Source organism: Herbiconiux sp. FW305-C-125 (assembly GCF_058783455.1).
Map to the genome: position 1 here is coordinate 126,441 of NZ_JBYSYO010000006.1, position 22,568 is coordinate 149,008.

30 protein-coding genes and 1 tRNA gene are annotated in these 22,568 nt (G+C 68.1%); 23 read left to right on the forward strand and 8 right to left on the reverse strand.

All coding sequences use genetic code 11. The features are described 5' to 3' along the window. Window positions 1–11: 11 nt before the first annotated feature. The 14 genes from AC3WLB_RS15825 (at window position 12) to AC3WLB_RS15890 (ending at window position 10,183) form a co-directional block, all read left to right on the forward strand. Window positions 12–791 carry an HK97 family phage prohead protease gene (locus AC3WLB_RS15825; protein ID WP_492507564.1) on the forward strand — a complete coding sequence of 260 codons (780 nt, stop codon included), beginning with the start codon at window positions 12–14 and terminating at the stop codon, window positions 789–791. A 24-nt stretch (window positions 792–815) separates the two neighbouring features. Continuing rightward, complete coding sequence (locus AC3WLB_RS15830) at window positions 816–2,039, forward strand: phage major capsid protein (RefSeq protein WP_492507566.1); 1,224 nt, start codon at window positions 816–818, stop codon at window positions 2,037–2,039. Window positions 2,040–2,095: 56 nt separating this feature from the next. Next, window positions 2,096–2,233, forward strand: a complete 138-nt coding sequence (locus AC3WLB_RS15835; RefSeq protein ID WP_492507568.1) for a hypothetical protein — start codon at window positions 2,096–2,098, stop codon at window positions 2,231–2,233. A 12-nt stretch (window positions 2,234–2,245) separates the two neighbouring features. Then, window positions 2,246–2,827 carry a hypothetical protein gene (locus AC3WLB_RS15840; RefSeq protein WP_492507570.1) on the forward strand — a complete coding sequence of 194 codons (582 nt, stop codon included), beginning with the start codon at window positions 2,246–2,248 and terminating at the stop codon, window positions 2,825–2,827. Beyond that, on the forward strand, window positions 2,815–3,153 hold the full coding sequence (locus AC3WLB_RS15845) for a hypothetical protein (RefSeq protein WP_492507572.1): 339 nt from the start codon (window positions 2,815–2,817) through the stop codon (window positions 3,151–3,153). The genes AC3WLB_RS15840 and AC3WLB_RS15845 overlap by 13 nt, the downstream gene beginning before the upstream one ends. Window positions 3,154–3,155: 2 nt before the next feature. Further along, on the forward strand, window positions 3,156–3,425 hold the full coding sequence (locus AC3WLB_RS15850; RefSeq protein WP_492507574.1) for a hypothetical protein: 270 nt from the start codon (window positions 3,156–3,158) through the stop codon (window positions 3,423–3,425). After that, entirely contained in the window at window positions 3,422–3,829 is a 408-nt protein-coding gene (locus tag AC3WLB_RS15855; protein WP_492507576.1) for a hypothetical protein, read from the forward strand. The genes AC3WLB_RS15850 and AC3WLB_RS15855 overlap by 4 nt, the downstream gene beginning before the upstream one ends. Before the next feature lie 68 nt (window positions 3,830–3,897). Continuing rightward, the gene (locus AC3WLB_RS15860) at window positions 3,898–4,485 is read left to right on the forward strand and encodes a phage tail tube protein (protein WP_492507578.1); all 588 of its coding nucleotides are present in this window, start codon (window positions 3,898–3,900) and stop codon (window positions 4,483–4,485) included. Between the two features lie 80 nt (window positions 4,486–4,565). Further along, on the forward strand, window positions 4,566–4,913 hold the full coding sequence (locus tag AC3WLB_RS15865) for a hypothetical protein (RefSeq protein WP_492507580.1): 348 nt from the start codon (window positions 4,566–4,568) through the stop codon (window positions 4,911–4,913). 113 nt (window positions 4,914–5,026) lie between these two features. Further along, window positions 5,027–5,299 carry a DUF5361 domain-containing protein gene (locus AC3WLB_RS15870; RefSeq protein ID WP_492507582.1) on the forward strand — a complete coding sequence of 91 codons (273 nt, stop codon included), beginning with the start codon at window positions 5,027–5,029 and terminating at the stop codon, window positions 5,297–5,299. 12 nt (window positions 5,300–5,311) lie between these two features. Beyond that, a complete protein-coding gene (locus AC3WLB_RS15875) occupies window positions 5,312–7,549 on the forward strand; it encodes a phage tail protein (RefSeq protein WP_492507584.1) in 2,238 nt (745 codons plus the stop codon). Further along, entirely contained in the window at window positions 7,549–8,340 is a 792-nt protein-coding gene (locus AC3WLB_RS15880; RefSeq protein ID WP_492507586.1) for a phage tail family protein, read from the forward strand. Before AC3WLB_RS15875 ends, AC3WLB_RS15880 begins: the two co-directional genes overlap by 1 nt. Beyond that, entirely contained in the window at window positions 8,337–9,440 is a 1,104-nt protein-coding gene (locus AC3WLB_RS15885) for a hypothetical protein (protein WP_492507588.1), read from the forward strand. The genes AC3WLB_RS15880 and AC3WLB_RS15885 overlap by 4 nt, the downstream gene beginning before the upstream one ends. Beyond that, window positions 9,440–10,183, forward strand: coding sequence for a hypothetical protein (locus AC3WLB_RS15890; RefSeq protein ID WP_492507590.1), 744 nt, complete (start codon window positions 9,440–9,442; stop codon window positions 10,181–10,183). The genes AC3WLB_RS15885 and AC3WLB_RS15890 overlap by 1 nt, the downstream gene beginning before the upstream one ends. Here AC3WLB_RS15890 and AC3WLB_RS15895 read toward each other — a convergent pair. Both AC3WLB_RS15895 and AC3WLB_RS15900 read right to left on the reverse strand, forming a co-directional pair. Further along, on the reverse strand, window positions 10,180–10,587 hold the full coding sequence (locus AC3WLB_RS15895; protein WP_492507592.1) for a DUF732 domain-containing protein: 408 nt from the start codon (window positions 10,585–10,587) through the stop codon (window positions 10,180–10,182). The two genes, AC3WLB_RS15890 and AC3WLB_RS15895, sit on opposite strands and share 4 nt — an antisense overlap. After that, entirely contained in the window at window positions 10,584–10,742 is a 159-nt protein-coding gene (locus AC3WLB_RS15900) for a hypothetical protein (RefSeq protein ID WP_492507594.1), read from the reverse strand. Before AC3WLB_RS15900 ends, AC3WLB_RS15895 begins: the two co-directional genes overlap by 4 nt. A 55-nt stretch (window positions 10,743–10,797) precedes the next feature. Between AC3WLB_RS15900 and AC3WLB_RS15905 the strand changes: the two genes are divergently transcribed. The 7 genes from AC3WLB_RS15905 (at window position 10,798) to AC3WLB_RS15935 (ending at window position 17,065) form a co-directional block, all read left to right on the forward strand. Then, window positions 10,798–12,015 carry an alpha/beta hydrolase family protein gene (locus AC3WLB_RS15905; protein ID WP_492507596.1) on the forward strand — a complete coding sequence of 406 codons (1,218 nt, stop codon included), beginning with the start codon at window positions 10,798–10,800 and terminating at the stop codon, window positions 12,013–12,015. Between the two features lie 2 nt (window positions 12,016–12,017). Then, window positions 12,018–14,507 (forward strand): right-handed parallel beta-helix repeat-containing protein, encoded by a 2,490-nt coding sequence (locus AC3WLB_RS15910; RefSeq protein WP_492507598.1) that lies wholly within the window; start codon window positions 12,018–12,020, stop codon window positions 14,505–14,507. Between the two features lie 87 nt (window positions 14,508–14,594). Beyond that, entirely contained in the window at window positions 14,595–15,002 is a 408-nt protein-coding gene (locus AC3WLB_RS15915) for a hypothetical protein (RefSeq protein ID WP_492507600.1), read from the forward strand. Next, window positions 14,999–15,832, forward strand: coding sequence for a M23 family metallopeptidase (locus AC3WLB_RS15920; RefSeq protein ID WP_492507602.1), 834 nt, complete (start codon window positions 14,999–15,001; stop codon window positions 15,830–15,832). Before AC3WLB_RS15915 ends, AC3WLB_RS15920 begins: the two co-directional genes overlap by 4 nt. Before the next feature lie 29 nt (window positions 15,833–15,861). Then, window positions 15,862–16,149 (forward strand): hypothetical protein, encoded by a 288-nt coding sequence (locus AC3WLB_RS15925; RefSeq protein WP_492507604.1) that lies wholly within the window; start codon window positions 15,862–15,864, stop codon window positions 16,147–16,149. Then, window positions 16,146–16,334: a DUF7620 family protein gene (locus AC3WLB_RS15930; RefSeq protein ID WP_492507606.1), complete on the forward strand. Its 189-nt coding sequence runs from the start codon at window positions 16,146–16,148 to the stop codon at window positions 16,332–16,334. Before AC3WLB_RS15925 ends, AC3WLB_RS15930 begins: the two co-directional genes overlap by 4 nt. After that, window positions 16,331–17,065, forward strand: a complete 735-nt coding sequence (locus AC3WLB_RS15935) for a hypothetical protein (RefSeq protein ID WP_492507608.1) — start codon at window positions 16,331–16,333, stop codon at window positions 17,063–17,065. Before AC3WLB_RS15930 ends, AC3WLB_RS15935 begins: the two co-directional genes overlap by 4 nt. A gap of 76 nt (window positions 17,066–17,141) precedes the next feature. Here AC3WLB_RS15935 and AC3WLB_RS15940 read toward each other — a convergent pair whose 3' ends face one another. Together AC3WLB_RS15940 and AC3WLB_RS15945 are read right to left on the reverse strand one after the other, a co-directional pair. Continuing rightward, complete coding sequence (locus tag AC3WLB_RS15940; RefSeq protein WP_492507610.1) at window positions 17,142–17,294, reverse strand: hypothetical protein; 153 nt, start codon at window positions 17,292–17,294, stop codon at window positions 17,142–17,144. Window positions 17,295–17,324: 30 nt separating this feature from the next. Next, window positions 17,325–17,597, reverse strand: a complete 273-nt coding sequence (locus AC3WLB_RS15945) for a hypothetical protein (protein WP_492507612.1) — start codon at window positions 17,595–17,597, stop codon at window positions 17,325–17,327. A gap of 69 nt (window positions 17,598–17,666) precedes the next feature. Between AC3WLB_RS15945 and AC3WLB_RS15950 the strand changes: the two genes are divergently transcribed. Next, window positions 17,667–17,915: a DUF3263 domain-containing protein gene (locus tag AC3WLB_RS15950; protein ID WP_492507614.1), complete on the forward strand. Its 249-nt coding sequence runs from the start codon at window positions 17,667–17,669 to the stop codon at window positions 17,913–17,915. A gap of 4 nt (window positions 17,916–17,919) precedes the next feature. Here the strand turns inward: AC3WLB_RS15950 and AC3WLB_RS15955 are convergent, their stop codons facing one another. After that, window positions 17,920–18,093: a hypothetical protein gene (locus AC3WLB_RS15955; protein WP_492507616.1), complete on the reverse strand. Its 174-nt coding sequence runs from the start codon at window positions 18,091–18,093 to the stop codon at window positions 17,920–17,922. A 118-nt stretch (window positions 18,094–18,211) separates the two neighbouring features. Further along, window positions 18,212–18,288 (reverse strand) — tRNA-Arg (locus AC3WLB_RS15960). A 116-nt stretch (window positions 18,289–18,404) separates the two neighbouring features. Between AC3WLB_RS15960 and AC3WLB_RS15965 the strand changes: the two genes are divergently transcribed. Continuing rightward, entirely contained in the window at window positions 18,405–21,374 is a 2,970-nt protein-coding gene (locus AC3WLB_RS15965) for a DEAD/DEAH box helicase (RefSeq protein ID WP_492507618.1), read from the forward strand. A 76-nt stretch (window positions 21,375–21,450) separates the two neighbouring features. On the opposite strand, the gene AC3WLB_RS15970 is transcribed toward AC3WLB_RS15965, so the two are convergent. Together AC3WLB_RS15970 and AC3WLB_RS15975 are read right to left on the reverse strand one after the other, a co-directional pair. After that, window positions 21,451–21,960, reverse strand: coding sequence for a flavin reductase family protein (locus AC3WLB_RS15970; RefSeq protein ID WP_492507620.1), 510 nt, complete (start codon window positions 21,958–21,960; stop codon window positions 21,451–21,453). After that, on the reverse strand, window positions 21,957–22,478 hold the full coding sequence (locus AC3WLB_RS15975; protein ID WP_022897228.1) for an NAD(P)H-dependent oxidoreductase: 522 nt from the start codon (window positions 22,476–22,478) through the stop codon (window positions 21,957–21,959). The genes AC3WLB_RS15970 and AC3WLB_RS15975 overlap by 4 nt, the downstream gene beginning before the upstream one ends. Between the last annotated feature and the right edge of the window lie 90 nt (window positions 22,479–22,568).

Below are 22,568 nucleotides of genomic sequence, written 5' to 3' on the forward strand. Positions count from 1 at the left end.
AGGATCGGTTCATGAAGACCAAGCAGATGCGGGTCAGCATCAAGGCGGGCCCCGACGACGGGCTCGCCGAGGGCGAGTTCATCGTCTACCCGTCGACGTTCATCAAGGAGCCCGACTCATACGGTGACATCGTCGCCCCGGGCGCGTTCGCCGACACCATCGCCGAGTGGACCGCGTCGGGCCTGACCATGCCGGGCCTGTACGGGCATCGCATGGACGACCCCGACTTCTTCGTCGCCGGCGCCAAGGGCGAGGACATGCTCGAGGACGAGATCGGGTGGCGGGTTAAGGGCGCGTTCGACATGGACTCCCCGAAGGGCCCGCAGACGTACCGGCTCGCGAAGTCGGGGCGGCTCGCGCAGTTGTCGTTCGCCTACGACACCCTCGACGAGGGCGTGGTCGAGCTCGACGACGGCCGGAAGGCCAACGAGCTCCGGAAGCTGAAGGTCTACGAGTTCTCGTTCGTGCCGATCGGCGCGAACCAGGACACGTCGATCGTCGCGATCAAGGCAATCGCCGACGAGCTCCTGACCGGTGTGAAGGCCGGCCGGGTGCTGTCGGCGAAGAACGAGGAGACCCTGCGGGGCGCGGTCGAAGCGCTCGGCGGCACGGTCTCCGATCTGAAAAGCGTCCTGTCTCAGATCGAGGCAGGCGAAGACCTGGGGAAGGCCAGCGGTCAAACCGCGACCAACGACGAGGAGCCCGGTCGGGCCAAGTCGGAGGAGTCCGGTGTCAGCCCGTCCGCCCGAGCCGGTTGGCAAACCATCATCCGACAGCGCGAGCTCGCCTGAGCCGCGCAGAAAGGAGTTCCAGAGATGGGACCCAAGGAAAAGCTTGCCGCGCTGCTCAAGGCGATGCAGGCGATCGTGGATGGCGCGAAGGCGTCCAATCGCGATCTCAACGACGAGGAGATCGCTGACCTCGAGGCGAAGGACGCCGAGTGCGTCGAGCTGAAGGCCACGATCGAGCGTGCCGAGAAGTCGGCGAAGCTCATGGAGTCGATCTCGGGCATGAAGTCCGACGTCGACGACGAGCCCGCGGACGGCGGCGTCAAGGCGAAGACCATCGGCGAGCACGTCGTGAAGTCGATCGGCGAGCAGATGCAGGGCAAGAAGGGCAGCAAGTTCACCTTCTCCGCACCCGAGTTCAAGGCCGCCACCGACCCGCAGGGCACTCCGGCGTCGATCGCGCCGGCGCTCACCACCGTGGACACGAACATCGTCACCGGTGTCCGCCGCCGCCTCACCGTCGCCGACCTCCTCGGCTCGGAGACGATCTCCGGCAACGCCATCACGTACTTCGTGGAGGGCGCGCTCGAGGGCGACTTCACCACGGTCGCGGAGCTCGGCCAGAAGCCGCAGCTGCACTACGCGAACCCGACCGCGGTCACCGAGGCCCTGAAGAAGATCGCGGCCTTCATCAAGGAGTCCGACGAGATCATCGAGGACGCGCCCTGGCTCGTCTCGGCGATCAACGGACGCCTGCTGTACAACCTCGGCCTGTTCGAGGAAGCGCAGCTGCTCAACGGCAACGGCTCCGGCACGAACCTCACCGGTCTCTTGCAGCGCTCCGGCATCCAGACCGAGGCCGCCGCGAACAACACCGACAACGCCGACGCGGTCTTCCGCGCCATGACGAAGACGGTGCTGAACTCGGGCCTCGACGCGGACGGTCTGGTGATCAACCCGACCGACTACCAGAACCTGCGCCTCGCGAAGGACGACAACGGCCAGTACTTCGGCGGCGGCTTCTTCGCCGGCGAGTACGGCAACGGCGGCATCACCATCCAGCCGCCCGTGTGGGGCCTCCGCACCGTCGTCACCCCCGCGATCGCCGCGGGCACCGCACTGGTCGGCGCCTACGCGCAGGCCGGCTCGGTCATCCGCAAGGGCGGCGTCCGCGTCGAGTCGACCAACTCCGACGAGGACGACTTCACCAACAACCGGGTGACCATCCGCGCGGAGGAGCGCCTCGCGCTCGCCGTGCGCCGCCCGTCCGCGTTCACGAAGGTGACGTTCTCCTCGACGCCGCCGGCGTGATCCGCCAGGGGCCGGGGGTGATCCTCCCGGCCCCTCCCACCCAGAGGAGGTGACTCGTGGCTCTGAAGGAGTACGAGCTCAACGGCTCCACCTGGCAGTTCGACGACCGAGACGTGCCCGACGGCGCGGTCGAGGTCAAGGCTGCCCCGGCGCCGAAGAACAAGGCCCGCACCGCGCAGGCCGACAAGAAGTGAGTGGAGGCGGGGATGAAGGCGTTCGCGACACCTGAGCAGATGGCTGAGCGCTCGCAGGGCCTCATCCCCGCCGACACCCCGTTCCTCCCGCTCGCGCTGCGGGCCGCGTCGAACGAGATCCGCAAGCACTGCCGCTGGCACATCGCCCCGGTGCTTCCCACCACGTTCCGGAACCGGCCCCGCACCGACGGGCTCCTGTTCCTCCCGTCCCGACACATCGCCACCATCGACTCGCTCGAAGTCGACGGCACCACCATCGACCTCGATGCGCACCCGGTCGACTTCGACCCCGACACCGGCTGGTCGAACATCGACGGCTGCCGCGTGGTCGTCACATTCACCCACGGCTACAAGATCGAGCAGCCCACCGACGAAGACGACATCGACCCCGACCTGATCCCCGACGACCTCGTCGACCTCACCCTGATGATCGCGTCCCGCGCGTTGGGAGCCCCCCTGGGGTACACGCGCGAGCAATCCGGGCAGCGGTCCGTGTCGCACTCGCTGACCGCTCAGGGGGTCGCTGGCGGCACCGTGCTGCTCGAGCACGAGAAGACCTCGCTGGCACCGTACACGCTCGGGTGGCTGCCGTGATCGACAACGAGACCGTCACCCGGAAGCGGTGGCCGCTCGTCGCCGACGGCCACGGCGGCCAAGAGCCCGACACCGCCGCGGACCCCGCGGTGCTCACGATCCGCGGATGCGACGTGCAGCCCGGCGCGACCCAGGAAGACCTGCAGAACCGCGACGGTGCGCTCATCCAATGGACCGTGTACGCGCCCGGTCACCCCGACGTGACCGCCACCGACCAGATCATCTACCAGGGCGTCCCGTACGCCGTCGACGGGGCACCGGCCCGCTGGCCGGGGTCGCCCGCGGTGAAGCACACCGTGATCCTGCTCAAACGCTGGGAGGGCTGACCATGCCGAAGGGTCTCCGCATCAAGCACAGCACGAAGGGCATGCAGGAGCTCCTGTCGTCGCCCGAGTTCGTCGCCGACCTCGAGACGCGCACTCACGCGGTCGCGGCCGCCGCTGGCAGCGTCGACGAGTTCGACGCCGAAGTCCGAGTCGTGGGCGGGTCGTCGAAGCTCGGCCGCGCCATGGGGTACGTGCGCACCGCCAACTACGAGGGCCGCCGGAAGGCCGCCGAAGACCAGGCCCTCATCCGAGCATTGGACGCCGGCCGATGACCGAACTGCTCATCGCCGAAGACGTCGAAGCCGCCGCGATCCTCGAACTCGAGCAGCGCGTCCCGACTACAGGGTGGGGCACCGCCAACGCGGCCACGAAGATCCTCACCGCGGACGAGTTCTTCCGGGTGATCGTCGTCGGCGGCACCGAACGCGACCTCGTCATCGACGAACCCACCCTCGTGGTCGAGTCGTACGCGAAGAAGGAAATCCGCGCGTCCCGCCGCGCCGCGACCGCCGCCGCGATCCTCACCTCCTGCGGGCGCACCGGGGAGATGGGCGGCGTCACCTGCTACGGAGTCCGCATCGTCGGCCGCCCCCAGAACTACCCCAACCCGGCCGTGCCCGGCTGGTTCCGGTACCAGTTCACGATCTCCGCTGACCTCCGAATGGCAGCGGCCTAGGTTCCCGCCTCCTCGCTCCCTCCCGACCGGGTGGGCGCTTTCGCACGCCTTCGAAAGGGGCAACGCACATGGGTGCACCCAGCAGCAAGAACGTCTTCGTCGGCGGCCCTGACCAGGCGACCACCGGCGCGATCCTGACCGGCCCCGAGACCGACACCATCCCCGGGCAGCTCTCCGACTTCGTGTTCACCGGGCTCACGTCTTCCGGGTATGTGAACGAGGACGGCGTCACCCTCACTCCGAGCGATTCGAACGAGTCCATCAAGGACTGGTCGGGCGCGGAGGTGCGGCGAGTCATCACCGAGTTCACCAACGAGATCGGGTGGACCCACCTCGAGCTCAACGAGGAGTCGGCGATCACGTACGCCGGCTCGGAGAACGTCGACGTCGTCGCCGCCACGGACGAGCACGGCAACCAGATGCGCATGGCGATCGGCCGCCTCGAGGGCGAGACCCGCGCGTACTACTTCAAGATGAAGGACGGCAAGCGCCGGGCCCTGGTCTTCGTCCCGCACGGCGTCGTCTCCGAGCGTGGCGAGATCCCGCTGGTGAACAACAATGCGATCACCCTCCCGGTGACCCTCGCTTGCCTCGCCGACGCCGCAGGGAAGCACGTCTACATCTACACCGACGACGGCCAGGTCGTTTCCGCCTGACCCCACGAGCCGCTGGCCGGGGAGTCGGGAACCCTCCCCGGCCAGCGATCATCCACGGTTCCCGCAGAAAGGTTCCCATCATGGTGTTCCAGGTTCCGGCGTCGAAGGCGTCGATCAAGCAGAACGTGTTCGAGTTCCAGCTGCCCGGGTCGAAGAAGACGTGGTCGATCCCGAAGGCGCAGTACATCAGCGCCGAGCTGATGCTCTCGATGCAGACCGAGATCATCGCGCTGAAGGCGATCACCGACCAGAAGCGCAACCCCACCCTCGACGAGTCCGCGCGGCTCACCGACATCCAGATGTCGATCCTGAAGAAGTACTGCCCGGGCCTCACCGAGCTGGTGTCCTTCGATCAGGTGATGTCGATCCTCGAGGGCTGGCAGCAGGCCTCCAACGGTGTGGGCGGGGTGGGCCTGGGGGAATCGTAAGCCTCTGCCTGCTCATCTTCGAGCACGGAGAGGCGATCGAGTTCGACCTTCTCAACGCCGGCCGCCGCCTCGCCGAGCTCGGCACCCCCGCCCTGTCGTGGCGTGACCTGCTGGTGCTCGTCCGCGGCTGGCAGCGCACCGCCGGCACGGCGCTGCAGGAAGCGATGTACGGCACGATCTGGCCGGTCCACACGCAGCTGCTCGCCGAGATGGTCGACGCCCTGAACATCGCGAACTGGCAGCGCGCCGGCAGGAAGAACGCACCGAAGCCGAAGCGCATCCCGCGCCCGTGGGAGAAGAAGCGCGCCCAGACCCTCGGGTCTGACCCGATCCCGATCTCCCAGTTCAACGACTGGTGGGACGCGCAGGAGCCGCACGCGGCCTGATGGAGGTTCGTCATGGCCGCAACCGGTGTGGAGCTCGCCACCGCGTGGGTGCGCCTGACGTTCTCCGCGGAGGGCTCGCAGCAGCAGATCACCGACGAGACCGCGAAGGCGTCGGGAGCGGCCGGCGAGGAGTCCGGGAAGCGGTTCTCGTCGGGGTTCGGGAAGAACCTCGCCACCCTCGGCGCGGCCATCGGCGGCGTGTTCGCGGTCAAGCAGATCGCCGAGTGGGGCAAGGCGCAGGTCGAGTCCCTGGCCCGCATCGAGACCATCAACACGCAGACCGCCACCGTCATCAACTCGACCGGTGGGGCAGCGCAGGTCACCGCGAAGCACGTCGAAGACCTCGCGGGCGCTCTGGAGAACACGACCGCCACCGAGGCGGAGTCCATCCAGATGGGCGCCAACATGCTGCTCACGTTCAAGAACATCCAGAACGGGGTCGGCGACGGGAACGACATCTTCGACCAGGCGACGAAGTCGCTGGTGGACATGTCGCGGGCGATGGGCTCGGACCCGCAGACCGCGGCCATCCAGCTCGGTAAGGCGCTGAACGACCCGGTCGCGGGTATCTCAGCGCTGTCGCGGGTGGGCATCCAGTTCACCGACGACCAGAAGGCGATGATCCAGTCGCTCGTCGACTCCGGTCAGACGATGGAAGCCCAGAAGATCATCCTGGGCGAGCTGAACTCCCAGTTCGGTGGGTCCGGTGCCGCGTACGCGGAGACCTACGCAGGCAAGATCGCCCTGCTCGGGCACGCGTGGGGCACGTTCGGGGAGCAGATCTTCTCCGTCGCCACGCCCGCCCTCGGCGCTATCGCCGGCGCGCTCACTGGGCTGCTGAACAACGTCCTGACACCGTTCGTCGCGGCCGTGCAGGGCGGCTTCCAGATCGTCTCCGCGGCGTTCCGCGGCGTGCAGACCGACGGCGACATCCTCGAGCCCTCCATCGCGGGCCCGCTGATGGCGATCGGTGAAGGACTCCGCTCGGTCTTCGACGGCGTCATCCAGCCCATCTTCGCCGCGATCGGCCCGCTGTTCGCCCAGCTGTGGGCGGCGGTGCAGCCGCTGATCCCGCAGTTCGTGCAGTTGTGGACGCAGATCTCGCCGCTGTCGATCATCCTCGGCGCGATCCTCCCGTTCCTGCCGCAACTGTCGGCCGTGTTCGGGCAGCTCGCGCAGACCATCGGCGGCGCGCTGATGCAGGCGATGACCACGCTCGTCCCGCTTCTCACCAGCCTCGCCGGCACCCTCGTCGGTGTGCTCGGTCAGGCCATCAGCTCCCTGCTGCCCGTGATCGTGCAACTCGTCGGGGTCATCGGCCCGATCCTCGAGCAGGCCATCAGCATGGCCCTGCCGATCATCACCGCCCTCGCGCAGATGCTCGGGCCGCTGCTCACCGGTGTGATGCAGGCAATCCTGCCGCTCATCACGATGCTCGGCCCGATCATCGGGACCGTCGCGAAGGCGATCACTCCGCTCATCGGGGTGCTGCTGCCGCTCCTCACCCCGCTCATCCAGCTGGTGGGTACGATCCTGCAGCCCCTCATCGGGCTGTTCACGTCGCTGCTCACCCCGCTGCTGGCGCTCCTGGACCCCATCCTCGCGCTCGTCGCCCCGCTGCTCGATCTCGTCATGGTGATCCTGCAGCCGCTGATCAGCCTGTTCTCGTCCCTCATCGGTCTGATCGGCCCGGTCCTCACTCCGATCATCAAAGCGCTCACCCCGATCCTCACCGGGGTGGCCGACGCGATCGGCGCGGTCCTGACCCCGGCCATCGGGATCATTACCGACGTCCTCGGCGGCCTGATCGACTTCCTGACCGGCGTGTTCACCGGCAACTGGGAGCAGGCGTGGGACGGGATCGTGCAGATCTTCTCCGGCATCTGGGACGGTATCGGCGAGATGGCGAAGGGCGTCCTGAACGGCCTGATCGACATCATCAACGGCCTCATCGGCGGGGTGAACGCGGTCACCTCCGCGGTCGGCATCCCCGCGATACCGGAGATCCCCGGGCTCGCGAACGGCGGCACCGTCACCCGCGGTGGCGCGGTGCTCGTCGGCGAGCGGGGCCCGGAGATCCTGCGGCTCCCCCGCGGCGCTGAGGTCGACCCCGACCTCTCCAGCGCGGGCGGCCGCGGCGGCGTGAACCTCAACGTCTACGCCTCCGACGGCATGGACGAGGGGGTGCTGATCGACCTCGCCCTGAACCGGCTGAGCTTCGAATCGAACGTGGCAGGAGTGATCGGCTGATGGACTTCCGCAGAATCCGCGCCGGCAAGGTCACGTTCAAGCGCACCGGCACCACCGGGTTCATCATCGGCCCCGACGGGGTGGATGGCCTCGACGGTGTCGACATGCGCCTCGACCAGGTCGTGATCCCCGGCCGGCGCGGCTCGTTCGCGCTGCCCGGGGATCTCGCGTCCCGCGGAGTCACCATCACCGGTGTCTGCTTCGCGGAGTCGCCGCAGCACCTCCGGTCGCTCCGCGACGACTTCACCGGCCTGTTCGCGGACGGGCTGCCCGGGAAGTTGGTGGTGGACTACGACGAACCGTACACCCTCATGGTGCAGCGGTCCGGGAAGCCGCAGTTCCGCCCGTTCGGTCTCGAGAGCACCGCGGCCAAGTTCCAGCTGAACGTGTGGGCACCCGACCCGCTCATGCTCGGGCCCACCAGGTCGTTCGGGCCGGTCGCCCCACTCGTCAACGTGCCGGTGTATCACCGCGGCAACGCGGCGTCGCCGGCCACGTTCACGATCACCCGCACCGCTGGCACGGTCACCGCGTACGCCATCTACAAGGGCTCCGTCGGAGACACCGGCCTGCCCAGCTACAAGGTCACCGTCCCCGTCACCGCGGGCCACCCGCACACCATCGACATGGACACCGGCGACCTCATCATCGACGGCACCGTCGTTATCGGCGGCCGCGAGAACGCCACCACTTGGGACATCGACCCCGGCGCGCCGCAGAATCACTTCATCGACGTTGTCGGCGGGGGAACGGCGACGCTCGCGGGAACCGTGAGGGACGCCATCGCATGAACGAGTACTCGACGTGGGTGGTGGACACCCAGACGGGCGTGAAGCAGCGTCTCACGCGCCCGATCTCGGGTACGTGGGAGAGGTCGCTGAACGGGGTGTCGCAAGGCACGCACGTCTTCAAGCTGGACTCGTCACTGACCTGGCAGCAGTGGAACGACCTCTTCGACGGCTGGCGGCGCATGATCGTCGTCTGCTGGAACGACATCCCGGTGTACGCCGGCTTCATCGTGAAGACCGACTACGACTATCCGAAGGATCAGCTCACCGTCTCCCACGCCTCCTTCCGGGCGGTGCTCGCCCGCCGGTTCCCGTTCGGGATTGGCCAGTACGTCACCGGCACGGTCGCGCTCACCGACCGCACCCTCCGAGGGATCGCGTACCAGCTGATCTTCCTCGGCACGCAGGGCACACCGTCCGCGGTGTGGCCGCTGCGGTTGCGGTTCACGATGTTCGACGAGGCCGGCGGCGACGCCCGCACCTACTTCAACTACGCGTACCAGTCGATCGAGCAGGCCCTCACCGAGCTCACGAACACTGGTAGCGGGCCCGACGTCGACTTCGCGCCCGAGTGGGACAGCAACGGTGCCCTGCAGCACCTGGTGCGCGTCGGCGGCCCGTACCTGACCGGGCCTGCGTACGAGTTCAACGCGTCGTCCTCGAAACCGTCGATGCTGCTGCAGACGGTCACGACCGACTTCTCGCAGCTCGTCACTGGCGTGTTCGCGCTCGGCAAGGGCTCGGGCGAGATCAAGCGGCGCGGCGAGGCCGCGACGGTGGCGACACCGGGCGGGTACATCTCGCTGGACGTCACCCGCTCGTTCACTCAAGTGGAGGACCCCGACGAGGTGCCATTGCCGAACGGCACCTACCCGTCGCTGAACGACCACGCCACCGCAGAGGTGACAGCTTTCAGCGCGCCCATTCGGCAGTACGCCGGCCAGGTGCTCGCTTCGAAGTGGCTGCCCGGCGCGTTTCCCGGCGCGAGCGTGTCCGTGTTCCAGAAGGCGACGAACTGGCGACCGGGCGGCTACGTCAACCTCCGCGCGATCGGCTACTCCGGTGACGTCGCGTCCAAATTCATCACCCTGAAGGTGGCCTGATGCCTCGCATTCCGCAGATCAACGAGAACCCGCTCCTGGGCATGCAGCGCCTTCAGGACGAAGACCAGAAGGGTTCCCCGCTCGACTCCACGTCGGTGTCGCAGGGGCTGACGCAGTGGATCGGCGGGAAGCTCCAGGGCCTCGCCGGCGCCGTGTTCGAGTGGGTCGGTTCGATGGTCACGAAAGGTCCATGGACGAACGAGGGCTCCTTCACCAACACCGGGCCTTTCTCCAACACCGGACCCTTCAACAACTCCGGCGCGTTCACCAACTCGGGCGCGTTCACCAACAACGGCACGCTCGACCAGAACGGCGACGCCGACTTCAGCGCCAACACCCACATCGGCGGCAACGCGACCATCGACGGGCTCGCCACGCTCCTCGCGAATCTGCTCGTCACCGGCGGCGGCAAGATCACGATCGACGGCGGCGTTCCGATGGTTCTGCAGAACGGGGTCGTGCAGTTCGCCAGCGGCGGCGAGGTTCAGGGCTCCGGCTCCGGTGTTCGGCTCGCAGCATCGAACGCATCCGTCACCGCATCCTCGAGCGCGGCAGGCATCCAAGCAGGGTCGGTGGTCCTCGCGGTCACCCCTTCTGGTGCCGCGATCAACTCAGACTTGAATGTCGTTGGCGAGGTTGTCGCTCAGGACGACGTCTATCTGCTCGACCTGCCGCCGGCACCGCCCGGGTCCACGGCCAACGTGTGGCTCGACCCCTCGACTGGTCGACTGCACCAGATCTAGTTGAAGTACTCCACGCAGTAGGCCTGAATGGCGTAGGTAACGACCTTCTTGTTGTTCCAGGTCGCGTCCTCACCGTCTCCTTCTACCACGCTCACTCCATCCTCGGGCGTGCCAGCGGCCAGCTGCTGACACGCCAGTTGCCCGGCGGCGATCAGCTGATCGTCCGAGGGAATGTCGCCGTGCCACGCCTCTGTTACGCCGCGCAGGTAGGTCGCCTCATCGATCTGGTACTTCGACGCTTCATCTGTTGGCGTCGCGGCTGGTTCCTCCGGTGCCATGGTGATAGGCGCGGCGCTCGGCGCGGGCTCCCCCGCCGGCTTATCGGTTGCCCCACCTGATGCGGAGCACCCCGCGGCGCTGAGCGCGATCACGGCGGCGATGACGGCCGCTGCGAGCTTCTTCATTTCTGGTCCCCCTGGTCGATGTACTCCCGCAGCTTATCGAGCACCACGTCGGTGAGTGTCCGGCCCTCGCCCGCGGCCTTCGCGACGACCTGCTCTTTGAGGTCGAGCGGGATGCGCATCGTCGTGTTCGGCGTCTTCGGGGCGTTCGGGGCCATCTCCACAACGTAGTGGGTGCGAATGCACCCGTCAAGAGAACACACGGAGCTACCGATGCCGACCACTCCGAACGGGACGGTCTACACCACCCGCACGTTCACGAACTCGCTCGGCGAGCAGTCGGTCTACGCGGTGGCCGACGAGTTCGCCGCCGCGGTGGGCCTAACGCTCATGGTGTACATGCACGGTGCCGATGGGCCCTACAACCAGTTCACGACCGCCACCGAGTGGGCGGCGACACGGAACTGGCTCATCGACAACGGGTTCGCGTACGTCGAAGGCGCGGGCGGAGGGCTCCAGCCCTGGGGCAACCCGCTTTCGGAGGCGTCCTACCTCGCGACGATCGCCTACGTCGACACCAAGCTTTCGGTCGCCCGCATCGCGATCCTCGCCCGGTCCATGGGTGGCATCGTCGGGGCGCGGATCTTCACGACCCCGAACGTCTTCCAGTCGCGTCTGGTGGGGCTGCTGGTCAACTCCGGTGTCCAGGATCTGGTGTGGGCGTACGACTCCGGGTCGTGGACCGCGGCGATGAACTCAGCCTGGGCAGTGTCCAACCGCGCGGCGTTCGTCGCGGCGGTGGCAGGATTCAACCCGATCGACGGGCCAGCCGCACTCTGGGATGGCAAGCGGGTGCTGCAGCTCGTCGGCGACGCGGACACCCTCGTCCCGGCGGCCAGCAACGGGCTCGCGATGGCCGCGATGTACGCCGGGCACCCCGCGCTCGAACTCGTCGACATCAAACCGGGTGGGGACCACTCGGCCTCTGGCGGCTCGTACACCCGGGTGTCGCAGATGACGTCGTTCCTCAGCACGCTCGCCCAAGCCCCGATCGACTCTGGAGGAGCCGCCGTGTCCACGTTCTACGCGAACCTCTCCGATCTCGGGTTGGACCCCCGGGCCGGCATGGTGCCCGAGCTGACGTTCACGATCACCCGGGCCGGTGTGAGCCCGGACGGCCACATCGTGGCCGGGTCCACGAAGGTCCGACCCAACGAATCGGGCAACTTCGTGGTTGACCTCGCGTCGACCATCAACCTCAGCCCTGCCGGTATCCGAGTGAAGATCACCGGCGGATGGCTAGGCGAAGACAGCTACTTCGAACTACCCGAATTCGAAGTCCCCGACGAGGGCATGAATCTGGGCGAGTTGATGCGCGCCGCGGTCGGCAGCGACGACGTGCACGTATCGACGACCGCCCTCGACCCCGGCGTTTATTCCGGGTTCCAACTCAACACGGTCACGGGTGACCTCTACCAGAGACGGGGCTGAGCATGGCGACCTACGAGAAGATCACCAATATCAAGGGTCCCGCCGGCGAGAAGGGCGAACCGGGTCCCGGAACCCAGCTGGTTGTCGGGACCGTCACCACCCTCCCGGAGGGCGCAGCGGCGACCGTCGAGCTGGTTGGAGAAGCCCCGTACCAGGTGGTGAATCTTGGCCTTCCTCGCGGCCTCTCCGGGGCCGGCGCAGGCGCAACCGACGCAGCAATCGCCGGGTACTTCAACACCTCTGGCACGCAGACGCTGGCCGCTGCTAAGTCTGGGCTGGCGGCCACCTTCGCCCGCTCGAGCTACGTCCGCCGCATCGAGGAATTTCTGCTCCCTGGGGAAACCCTCGACACCACAGGCACGGAGTCGATCCACGTGGTGCGGCAGCGCGCCATCAATGCCCTGAACGCCCAGTACCTCGCCGACGCGTCGTCGCCCTTGGGTCAGCGCGGATACCAGATCGAGTACCCGGCCGGGCACTTCCGTGTCGCGGTCGAGGCGGTCGCCAAGTCGGGTGTTGGGGAGCGCGGCCAAGGCCCGACGCAGACGATCTTCCATGTCGAGGGCACGCAGCGTTTCATGGCTGGCGGCACCGACACGGTCGACATCAACAACGTCTACGCCGACCTCCAGTTCACCGGGTTCACGATCGACTGCGCGAACGTGCAGAAGGCAGGCGCGACCTACGACGGGTCGATCAAGGGCATCTTCATCCGCAACCTGCTGCGGCCCCGGTTCGAGCGGGTGCACATCGTCAACACGTGGGCGACCGCGTTCGGGCTGGACTACATCCGGGGTGGGGAGTTCGTCGACTGCTTCGCGAAGAACACTGGCCGCGGCCACCGCGCGAACAGCATCGGCAAGCCCACGGACGATGACCACATTGGTTCGGGTGCCGGGTTCGGGCTCGGCACCGGCTTGTACCAGGACGAGCCGGTCCGCTTCGTGAACTGCGCCGCGGAGGACTGCTACACCTCCGCGTTCTTCACCGAGACCGTCGAGACAGTGGGCGCGACGTACCGTTCGCGCGGGCACCAGTTCATCGGCTGCTCCGGCAAGCGCTCCTGGTACGGGTTCCTCGACGCCGGCTCCGAGGGCGCGATCGTCACGGGCTGCAACTTCTCCTACAACTACCTGTGCGGAGTCGGCCTGGACGGCACCCACGCTGCCCCGGGTGCAGGTGTGAACGGGAAGATCACCGACACCGTCATCGCGTACAACGGTGAGGGCAACTCGGCCGCGGCCGGGATCACGATCGCCCGGACCCTGTTCGGCGGCTACACCCTCGACGGCAACCAGATCATCGGGAACTTCGGACCTGGTATCCGGTTCGCGAAGGAAGACACCGACGTCTACGGCCCGGATGTCGACCTCGCGATCGTGAACAACATGTTCATCGCCAACCAGGGCGCGGCGATCCGCGCCGCCCGGCCGATGCCGCCTCGGACAAAGATCGAGGGCAACACCAGCCGCCGCAACACCGCGGCGCTGGAGATCGTCAACGGCCCGTCCACCTCGTACACGTCGGCGGACGTGCGTGTCCGGTTCAACGACTTCGCGGAGACGTCCACGATTAGCCAGTCGCTGCCGAACGTGATCGTCACCAACAACATCGGGATCAGCTCCACCGTCCCGGCCGCGTTGCAGGTCACCCCCGACCCGGCGAACCCGGGCAAGGTGACACTCCAGTGGACGCCCCCGATCGAACCGCCGGACGACTATCGGATCGAGTGGCAGAACGCGATCACGGGGGCGTGGACGGTCGTCGCGCACGGTAACACCACCCCCGTGCACGTGATCACCGGGCTGCCGCTGTTCATGAAGATCCAGATCCGCGTCGCCGGAATCGTCGGCGGGGTCGTCGGCTCATACGCGCCCACGCAGTCGGTGAAGATGATCCCCGCACCCTACGCGGCGGACTTCTTCAACGGCGCGGACGGGCTGCTCGTGGCTGCAGCGGACGGGGCAACCACCCTGGCCTGGAACGACCGCGACGCCGGCGCGTGGTCCCGCCTGTCGGGCTCGGCCCGGCCGACCGTGAACTACGCGAACAGTGTCCGCAAGGCGCTCACCCTCGACGCGGGAGCGGCCGACGGTGCAGTGCAGGTGACCTACGCGAAAGCACCGCCGGTCGCCACTGACATCTCCACGTCCGGTCTGATCATCCGCTACGTCGACGCCAACAACTACGTGGTGCTCGACATGGGCTCCGCGGGCACCTGGCAACTCCGCAAGCGGGTCGCCGGCGGGTACTCGTCGATCTCGGGCGGCACGATCGCGCCCGCCGCGGTCGGTGACGTGGTGCTGGTGCAGTTCTCCGGCAACACCTACATCGTCACCATCGGCGATCGCACCCCGGTCCAGTTCACCGACGGAGGAGGGTCCCTGGTCACGGCTACCAACCGGGGCCTGCTCCAAGCGGGCGCGAACGTCTCGGGCGGCGGATCACCGATGAAGTGGGACGACTTCAAGACCTGGAACGTCTTCCAGTGAGCGACGCGCCCCCAGTCCACTTCGGACGGGGGCGCGTCGCAACCCCGATCCGCGAGCCCACACCCCAGACCCGACGAGGAGACCCCGATGCGCGACTACCGCGTGCTGTTCCAGTACTTCAACCCCGACGCCGCCGGCCCGCACTTCGGCTTCACAACCGTGCACGCCGAGTCGGCGGATGCTGCGGCGGACGCGCTCACCGGCGCTCGGTCGAAGGATCGCAACTTCGCTGTCGTGCAGGTCGTCGAGGCCAACGACTTCGAGACCGGCTACACCTACGACGACGTGAAGAACCAGCGCACCGACGCCGAGATAGCCGCCGAGCAGCGACGGGCAGGCGTGGAGCAAATCGTCTCGCTCGCGAACGCGGAAGCCGCCGGCACCCTTCGCGGCCTGTTCGGGTCGGGCTGGACCGAGCTCGTCGACGGCTGGCTCAGCGAGGCCGCGCTCGCGCTGCGCGCCGCCGGGCTGCTGCCGGAGGAGAACGACCGATGAAGTCCAACCTCCGCCAGCCCGGCAACACCACGAACATCAGCGACAACTACGCCACCCACCTGCTCCGCGGCTCGCTCGGCGGCACCGACCTCACCGACAGCTACGGCACGTTCGTGCACGCGCAGCTGGATGGCTGCTACGTCTCGATCGTCGACAACTCCCCGGACGGGTCCGGCGGCCGGTACTCCCGCGTCACCGGCCCGGACGGCGACTCCATCGAGTCGCTGCACCAGTCGTCGGTCACCGCTGCGCGTGGCTCGTGGTACGACGCCGACGGCGTCATCGGCCGCTCCGGCGCGTCCGCGTACGGGTCCGACTACGGCACCGGCGGCCCGCACATCCACAACCACGGCGTGCACGCCAACGGCGTCCGCTTCAACCTCGAGCCCTACTACTGGTGGCTCAACGGCGGCACCACCACCGCCGGCAGCAACTCCACCCCGATCCCGGAGGACGACATGTACGACGACGCAGCACGCAAGGAACTGATCGGTGAGCGCATCGACCAGACCATGATCCCGCTCCTGAAGACCATCGTGGCGATGCTCGGCAACGACGACGCCCAGGTCGAACGCATCCTCGACGCCGTGCGCCGCGAGAACCGGCCCCGGGTGTACCAGATCAACCAGCCCGGGTCGAAGCGTCACTCGCTCGCCGCCGCGATCGACGTCGACGAAGGCTACTTCCGCTCCTACGGGTCGGCGGCCGAGTTCGACAACGACAAGCGCCTCAGCCTCGTCGCCCCCGAGCTCCTGCAGGTCACCGAGGCGCAGTTCGACGACCTGCAGCGCCGCGCCACCGAGCGCCTGGCCGCGATCACCGCCAAGTAGCCACCCCTCGACCCTGAGAGGGGATGCAGATGACAGCCGTCGTCATGTACGCGCTCGTCGCCAACGGGGCCGACCCGGTCACCGCGATCCTCACGCGGGACTGGGCTGCCCTCGGCGGCTGGGGCCTGTTCATCAGCCTCGTCGTCACCATCGTGCTCGGCGCGTTCCGCGGCTGGTGGGTGGCCGGCTGGCTGTACCGGCAGCAAGCCAAGGTCCTCGAGGACGCCATGGCCCAGAACCGGGCGCTGCTGGCCGCCGCGGACATCACCAAGCACTTCTTCGAGTCGACCGCGCCGAAGCGAGGTGGTGCCGAGTGATCTGGAAGCGGAACCGCAAGCCGCGGCCGAAGGACATCCGCCACTCCACCGAGGCGGCCGCCGAGCAGCTGCGCGCCCAGCAGCCACACGTCAACGCCATCACCGCCTACCTCGAGCGGCGCAAGAACCAGAACGGGTTCGGAGACGACTTCGAGTACACGCTGCGCCCGAAGGAGGCCCGATGACCGACGTCATCACCATCATCAACACGTTCGCCTGGGTCGGCGGTAACGTCCTCGTCGCCTACATTGCGGTCGCGCTCGTCGTCTTCGTCGTCGCCTACCGCCTGCTGTTCGACCCCGGAGCGACTACCGCCGGGAAGTTCATCTTCCGGTTCATGCTATCCCTCGTGGGCGTCGTGGGGCTCGTGTTCATCGGCCTGTTCATCGACCCCTCGTCCGGCCGCGAGTGGTTCACCTACCCGGGGGACGTGGCGATTTGGCGGCCCGCGGTGCGCTTCGCCATCTGGGGCTACGTCGCCTGGACGATCACCGCACTCGCGGTCCTGCTCGCCCTCCGCAAGTGGAAACCCCACCTCCTCCAATCCGCCCCCGACCGTGACCTCGTGAAGGTCCGCAACCCCAAGGAGAACATCGTGACGCACGTCGACCCCACCGTCCCCACCATCTGGTTCAAGACCCAGCGAGTGCTGCGCACAATCGTGCAGGCCCTCGTCGTCCTCGTGCCCCTCGTGAACGCGGTCGCCGCGGTCACGTTCGGCTACCTCAACGAGCAGACCGACGTCGTCGTGCCCGGCTGGGCGTTCGTGATCCTCAACGCGGTCATCGCCGCCACCGCCGTGATCATGGGCCTCATCGCCCGCATCATGGCGATCCCGGGCGTGAACGACTGGCTGACGAAGATCGGCCTCGGCAGCGTCCCGAAGTCCGCGATCAAGCAGCTGCCGCCCGCCTGACTGGCACTGCCGCCAATGCCCCCTCACCTCGCTCACCAGAGCAGGGTGAGGGGGCATTTTGTCGTTTCCGCCGGTGTTAGCTGCGGTCCACGCCGACGTTGAGCATCTGCCACCCCTCCGGTACCCGCTCCCGGAGTTCGGCGTACCCGCGGTCGTAGACGTCGGTCTCGACCTCGATGGTGTCGAGCTCGCGCGTCTCGGTGTTGCGGATCGTGGACGTGATCTTCATGCCCTGATCGTACGACCGGCCACCGACAACTCAGTCGTGCGACGGAGGCGTCTCATTCAACTCCGGGCGCACGCTCTCGTGCAGCGCCGACCGGTACACGCGCGCTGCAGCGTCCTCCAACGTCGGGAACGGCCCCAACCTCTCACCGGTCACGGTGACCGCCCAGAACGCCCAGCCGTCATCACCGCGCAGGTGGGAGATCACCGCGAACCGTTCACGCGTCCCCGGCTTGGGCATCGCCCACTCCGTGGCGCGCAGCGTCTGCACCGGATGCCAGGAGGACTTCTCGTTCGGGCGAGGCATGGTCACAGGGTACGAGCGGCCCCCGACACCCGGCCACCCGTTGTCGGTGGGTGCTGCGACCATCGACCCATGCTCACGGATCAGGACCTCGCCATCCTCGCGTTCGAGGAACGCTGGATAGACCAGCCACGCGGCCGCGAGATGGCGATCCGCGTTGAGTTCGGGTGGACGGCCGCGCGGTATCAGCAGCGACTCACGCACCTGCTCGACGAGCCAGCCGCCGTCGCCGCGCACCCGCATCTCGTGTACCGGCTGCGCGCGCGCCTCGAGCGGCGCCTGAATCACCGCGACCGGGCGCTGCTCCGCCGCGACGAGTAGGCACTCAGTCCACGATCGTGAGCCGCGGTATGCCCGCGTCGCAGGCTACGACCTTCTTCGAGTTCACCGCGCAGGTCTCGCATAGCCAGAGACCGTTCGGGTTGTCCTCGGTTTCGTCGAACAGAGGGATGATTTTCCCGTCGCAGAACGGGCACTGAATCGAAAGCACACCAGCCATGCCCTGACGGTAGCCACGGCCACCGACATCGGGGCTCGTGCGCCGGGGCAAAAAATAATCGGAAGGTACTCGACCAGACGGTCTGAATACACTTCCGACTACACTTGCTTCGTACTTCTGGTGCGCCCTAAGGGATTCGAACCCCTGGCCTTCTGATCCGTAGTCAGACGCTCTATCCAGCTGAGCTAAGGGCGCAAGTGCGGAAGTATTTCCCGCACGAACAACAGAGCCTAGCACGCGCCCAATCGTGCTCCAAGTCGGGCGCGGCGACCAGGGCAACGGGTGTCGGCGGGTGATGCGACGATAGAGCGGTGAACGCCGCCACGCCCACCCCGCACGGGCGCAGCTGGCAGTCGATCGTCGGCGCTCTCGCGAGCGACCTCGACACCGAGCGCAGCCCCGACAGCGCCGCCACACCGCCCACCCCGATGGGCCTCCAGTTCGAGGTGCGCGAAGTCACCCCGCGCACCCACGACCGCTGGCGCGGCCCCACCGCCACGACCGCCACCGACGCCGAGGCCGACCCCGCCACCCGCGCGCCCCGGCGGCTCGGCGTGCGGCCGGTCATCCGCTCGGCATCCGGCGCGTACGTGAAGGCGAACGTCACCTGGGGCAGCTTCGCCCATCAGCTCAACCGGCTGAACCTCGACCCCGACCACGCCCGCTGGTTCGCCCAGTTCGCCGCCCTGCACCGCGCCACCCGTGAGGGGCTCGCCCCGCCCGAGAGCGACTGGCTCACCCTCGACGACTTCGCGAGCCCCCTGCTCTGGCAGCTGCTCGACGAGGGGCAGCGACGCGGCATCGAACTGCTCACCTCGGCGAAGGGCGGCTCGGTGCGGGTGCTGCAGCGCGCATCCGTGCTGCTGGATGCGCGTCAGCGACCGGGGGGATCGCTCCACCTCACTCCTGCGGTCGCGTTCCACAGCACGGCCGACCAGCCGGCACTGGACTGGCCCGCCACCGACACCGGCGCCGTCGGCGACCACGGCGTCTACGGCTACGCCCTCGGCAAGCGACCCGAGATCGTGCTCGCGCCGACGGCGACACCGCTCACGCCCGGCGAGCGGCGGCTGCTCGGCCAGCCGACGCTGCGCATCCCGGCCGCCGAGACGGCACAGTTCTTCGACGAGTACTACCCCGCGCTGCGGCGCGGCGTCACGATGGAGAGCCCCGACGGCTCGCTCGAGCTGCCCGAGGTGCCGCCGCCGGTGCTCGTGCTCACGGCGCGCTTCCGCCCGGGCGACGTGCTGCAGCTCGACTGGGACTGGGCCGGCCACCGCGACCCTGAGGCCGAGCAGCGCATCCTCGCCGAGACCGCCATCGAGCTCGACGCCGTGCTCGTGCGCTTCCCGCCCACGATCGATCCGCTGACCCCCTCGCTCGTGCTGCGGGGCGTGGCGGCCGCCGCCTTCGCCGAGCGGGCCATTCCGATGCTCGAAGCGCGCGACGGCGTGCGGGTCGACGTCATCGGGCCGCGGCCGGCCTACCGGGAGCTCGACGGGCATCCGGAGGTCACCGTCACCGCCGTCGAGACGCTGAAGCGCGACTGGTTCGACCTCGGTTTCGTGGTGAACCTGAACGGCTACCGCATCCCGTTCGGTCCCCTGTTCAAGGCGCTCGCCAAGGGCCAGAAGACGCTGCTCATGGTCGACAAGACCTACCTGCGCCTCGACCACCCCGCCTTCGACCGGCTGCGCGAGCTCCTCGACGAGACGGATGCGCTCGACGAGTGGGAGACCGGCCCGCGCGTCAGCAAGCACCAGCTGCCCGTGCTGGCCGCCTTCGAAGATCTCGCCGACGAGTCACCCGAGGCCGAACGCTGGCGGCAAGCGGCCGCCGAGCTCCGCGATCTCGAGGCGGTCGAGCCCACGCCGGTTCCCGACACCGTCGTGGCCGAACTCCGCCCCTACCAGAAGAGCGGATTCGACTGGCTCGCCCTGCTCTGGCGGCACCGCCTCGGCGGCGTGCTCGCCGACGACATGGGCCTCGGCAAGACCCTGCAGACCCTCGCGCTCATCGCGCACGCGCGGGGGACGGATGCCCGTTCCCCCTTCCTCGTCGTGGCCCCCACCTCGGTGGTCGCGAATTGGGCCGAGGAGGCCGCGCGTTTCGCCCCCGGACTCGTGGTGCGCACCGTCACCGCCACCGAGGCGAAGAGTGCGACCGCCCTGGCCGAGCGCGCCGCCGGCGCCGACGTGGTGGTCACGAGCTACACCCTCTTCCGCCTCGACTTCCCCGCCTACCAGTCGCAGACCTGGGCGGGCCTCGTGCTCGACGAAGCCCAGTTCGTCAAGAACCACGCCTCGAAGCTGCACGCCCGCGCGCGTGAGCTCGACGTCGACTTCACCCTCGCCATCACCGGCACCCCGCTCGAGAACGACCTGATGGAGCTGTGGGCGCTGTTCGATCTGGTGGCGCCCGGGCTCTTCCCGAGCGCGACGCGCTTCGCCGAGAAGTTCCAGCGACCCATCGAGCGCGGCATCGACCCGCGGATGCTCGCACTGCTGCGCCGGCGCATCCGCCCGTTCCTGCTGCGGCGCACGAAGGAGGCGGTGGCGCCGGAGCTGCCCGAGAAGCAGGAGCAGGTACTGCACGTCGAGCTCGCCCCCGCCCACCGGCACCTCTACGACACGGTGCTGCAGCGGGAGCGCAAGAAGCTCTTCGGCCTCATCGACGACCTCGACCGCAACCGTTTCATCGTGTTCCGCTCGCTCACCCTGCTGCGGCTCTTGAGCCTCGACGCCACACTGATCGACGAGGCGCACGCATCCGTTCCCTCGTCGAAGCTCGACGTGCTGATCGAGCACCTCGGCGAGGTGGTAGCCGAGGGGCACCGCACACTGGTCTTCAGCCAGTTCACCTCCTACCTCGCGAAGGTGGCGGCGCGGCTGGCTGAGGAGGGCATCGCCCACGAGTACCTCGACGGTTCCACGCGCAACCGCCCCGACGTCATCGCGCGCTTCCGCGCGGGCGATGCCCCCGTGTTCCTCATCAGCCTCAAGGCCGGCGGCTTCGGGCTGACGCTCACCGAGGCCGACTACGTGTACCTCCTCGACCCGTGGTGGAACCCGGCGAGCGAGTCGCAGGCGATCGACCGCACCCACCGCATCGGGCAGACGCATCCGGTGAACGTCTACCGGCTGGTGGCCACGGACACCATCGAAGAGAAGGTGATGGCGCTCAAGGAGCACAAGGCGCGGCTGTTCGACGCGGTGCTCGACGACGACGCCCTCTTCTCGCAGGCGCTCACCGCCGACGACATCCGCGCCCTCCTCGACTGACCTCCTCGCGACCCGTCATTTTTGGCCCTAAAACCGCGCGGGAAGGGCCAAAAATGACGGGTCGCGAGGAGGGGGGTCAGGCGTCGCGGAGGTGCCGGTAACGGCCCTTGAAGTAGAGCAGCGGCTCGTGCTTGTGCCATTCGGGCGGGCTCATCTCCACCACGCGCCCGATCACGATGAGGTGGTCGCCCGCCTCGTGCTCGTCCCAGATCTCGCAGTCGAGCCACATCAGCGTGTCGGCGATCACGGGGTCGCCGGCGGCGGTCGGCTGCCACGAGATGCCCGCCCACTTGTCGGTGCCCTTGCGCGCGAACTGGTTCGAGACGGCGTGCTGGTGGTGCGAGAGCACGTTCACCGAGAACCGTCCGGTGTCCCGGATGCGCGGATAGGTCGTCGAATTCGTCATCACGCTGAACGACACCAGCGGCGGCTCGGTCGAGACCGAGTAGAACGACTGGCAGGTGAAGCCGACCGGCTCGCCGCCCTCGATGCCGCCGATGATGGTGATGCCGGAGGCATAGTGCCCGAGCGCATCCCGGAAGGCCCGCGGGTCGATGGCGGGCGCGGTCTCGTGCGCGATGGTCATCGGGTCACCCCCGCCACCACAGCGAGGCGAGCGAGGTTCGCGGCGTATTCCGCGGCTGCGGCCGACACGATCTCGTCGAGGTGGTCCATCTGCCCGGCCACGAAGTAGAACCCGCGCCCCGGCACCACCGCGCCGAGCTCGACGAGCAGCGGCGCGAGGTTCACGGTCGGGCCCATCGCGTGGGTGAGGTCGCCTCCGGTGTGCACCGGGATCGCGGTCACGCCGCTGAGGCCGTTGGCGGGGTAGCGGTCGAGGAACGCCTTGAGCAGTCCCGTGTAGCTCGCCTTGTAGGTCGGCGACGCGAACACCGCGAGGTCGCTCGCGGCGACCCGCGCGTTCAGCGCCGCCATCTCCTCCGAGGGCCAGGCGAAGATCTCGGCGGTGTGATCGGCGAGGTCGATCACCTCGAGCTCGTACGACCCGGGCTGCAGCAGCTTCTCGACGAGCGTCTCCGCCACCTGACGGGTGCGGGATTTGGGCTTCGGGTTTCCGACGACGACCGTGACGGCGATAGTCATGTGTTCTCACTTCAGACCGATTGACAGGACCGAGGATGCGCAGACGCGACATCACTCACACTCCACCGAGATCTTGTGGCCCGGTGGGCC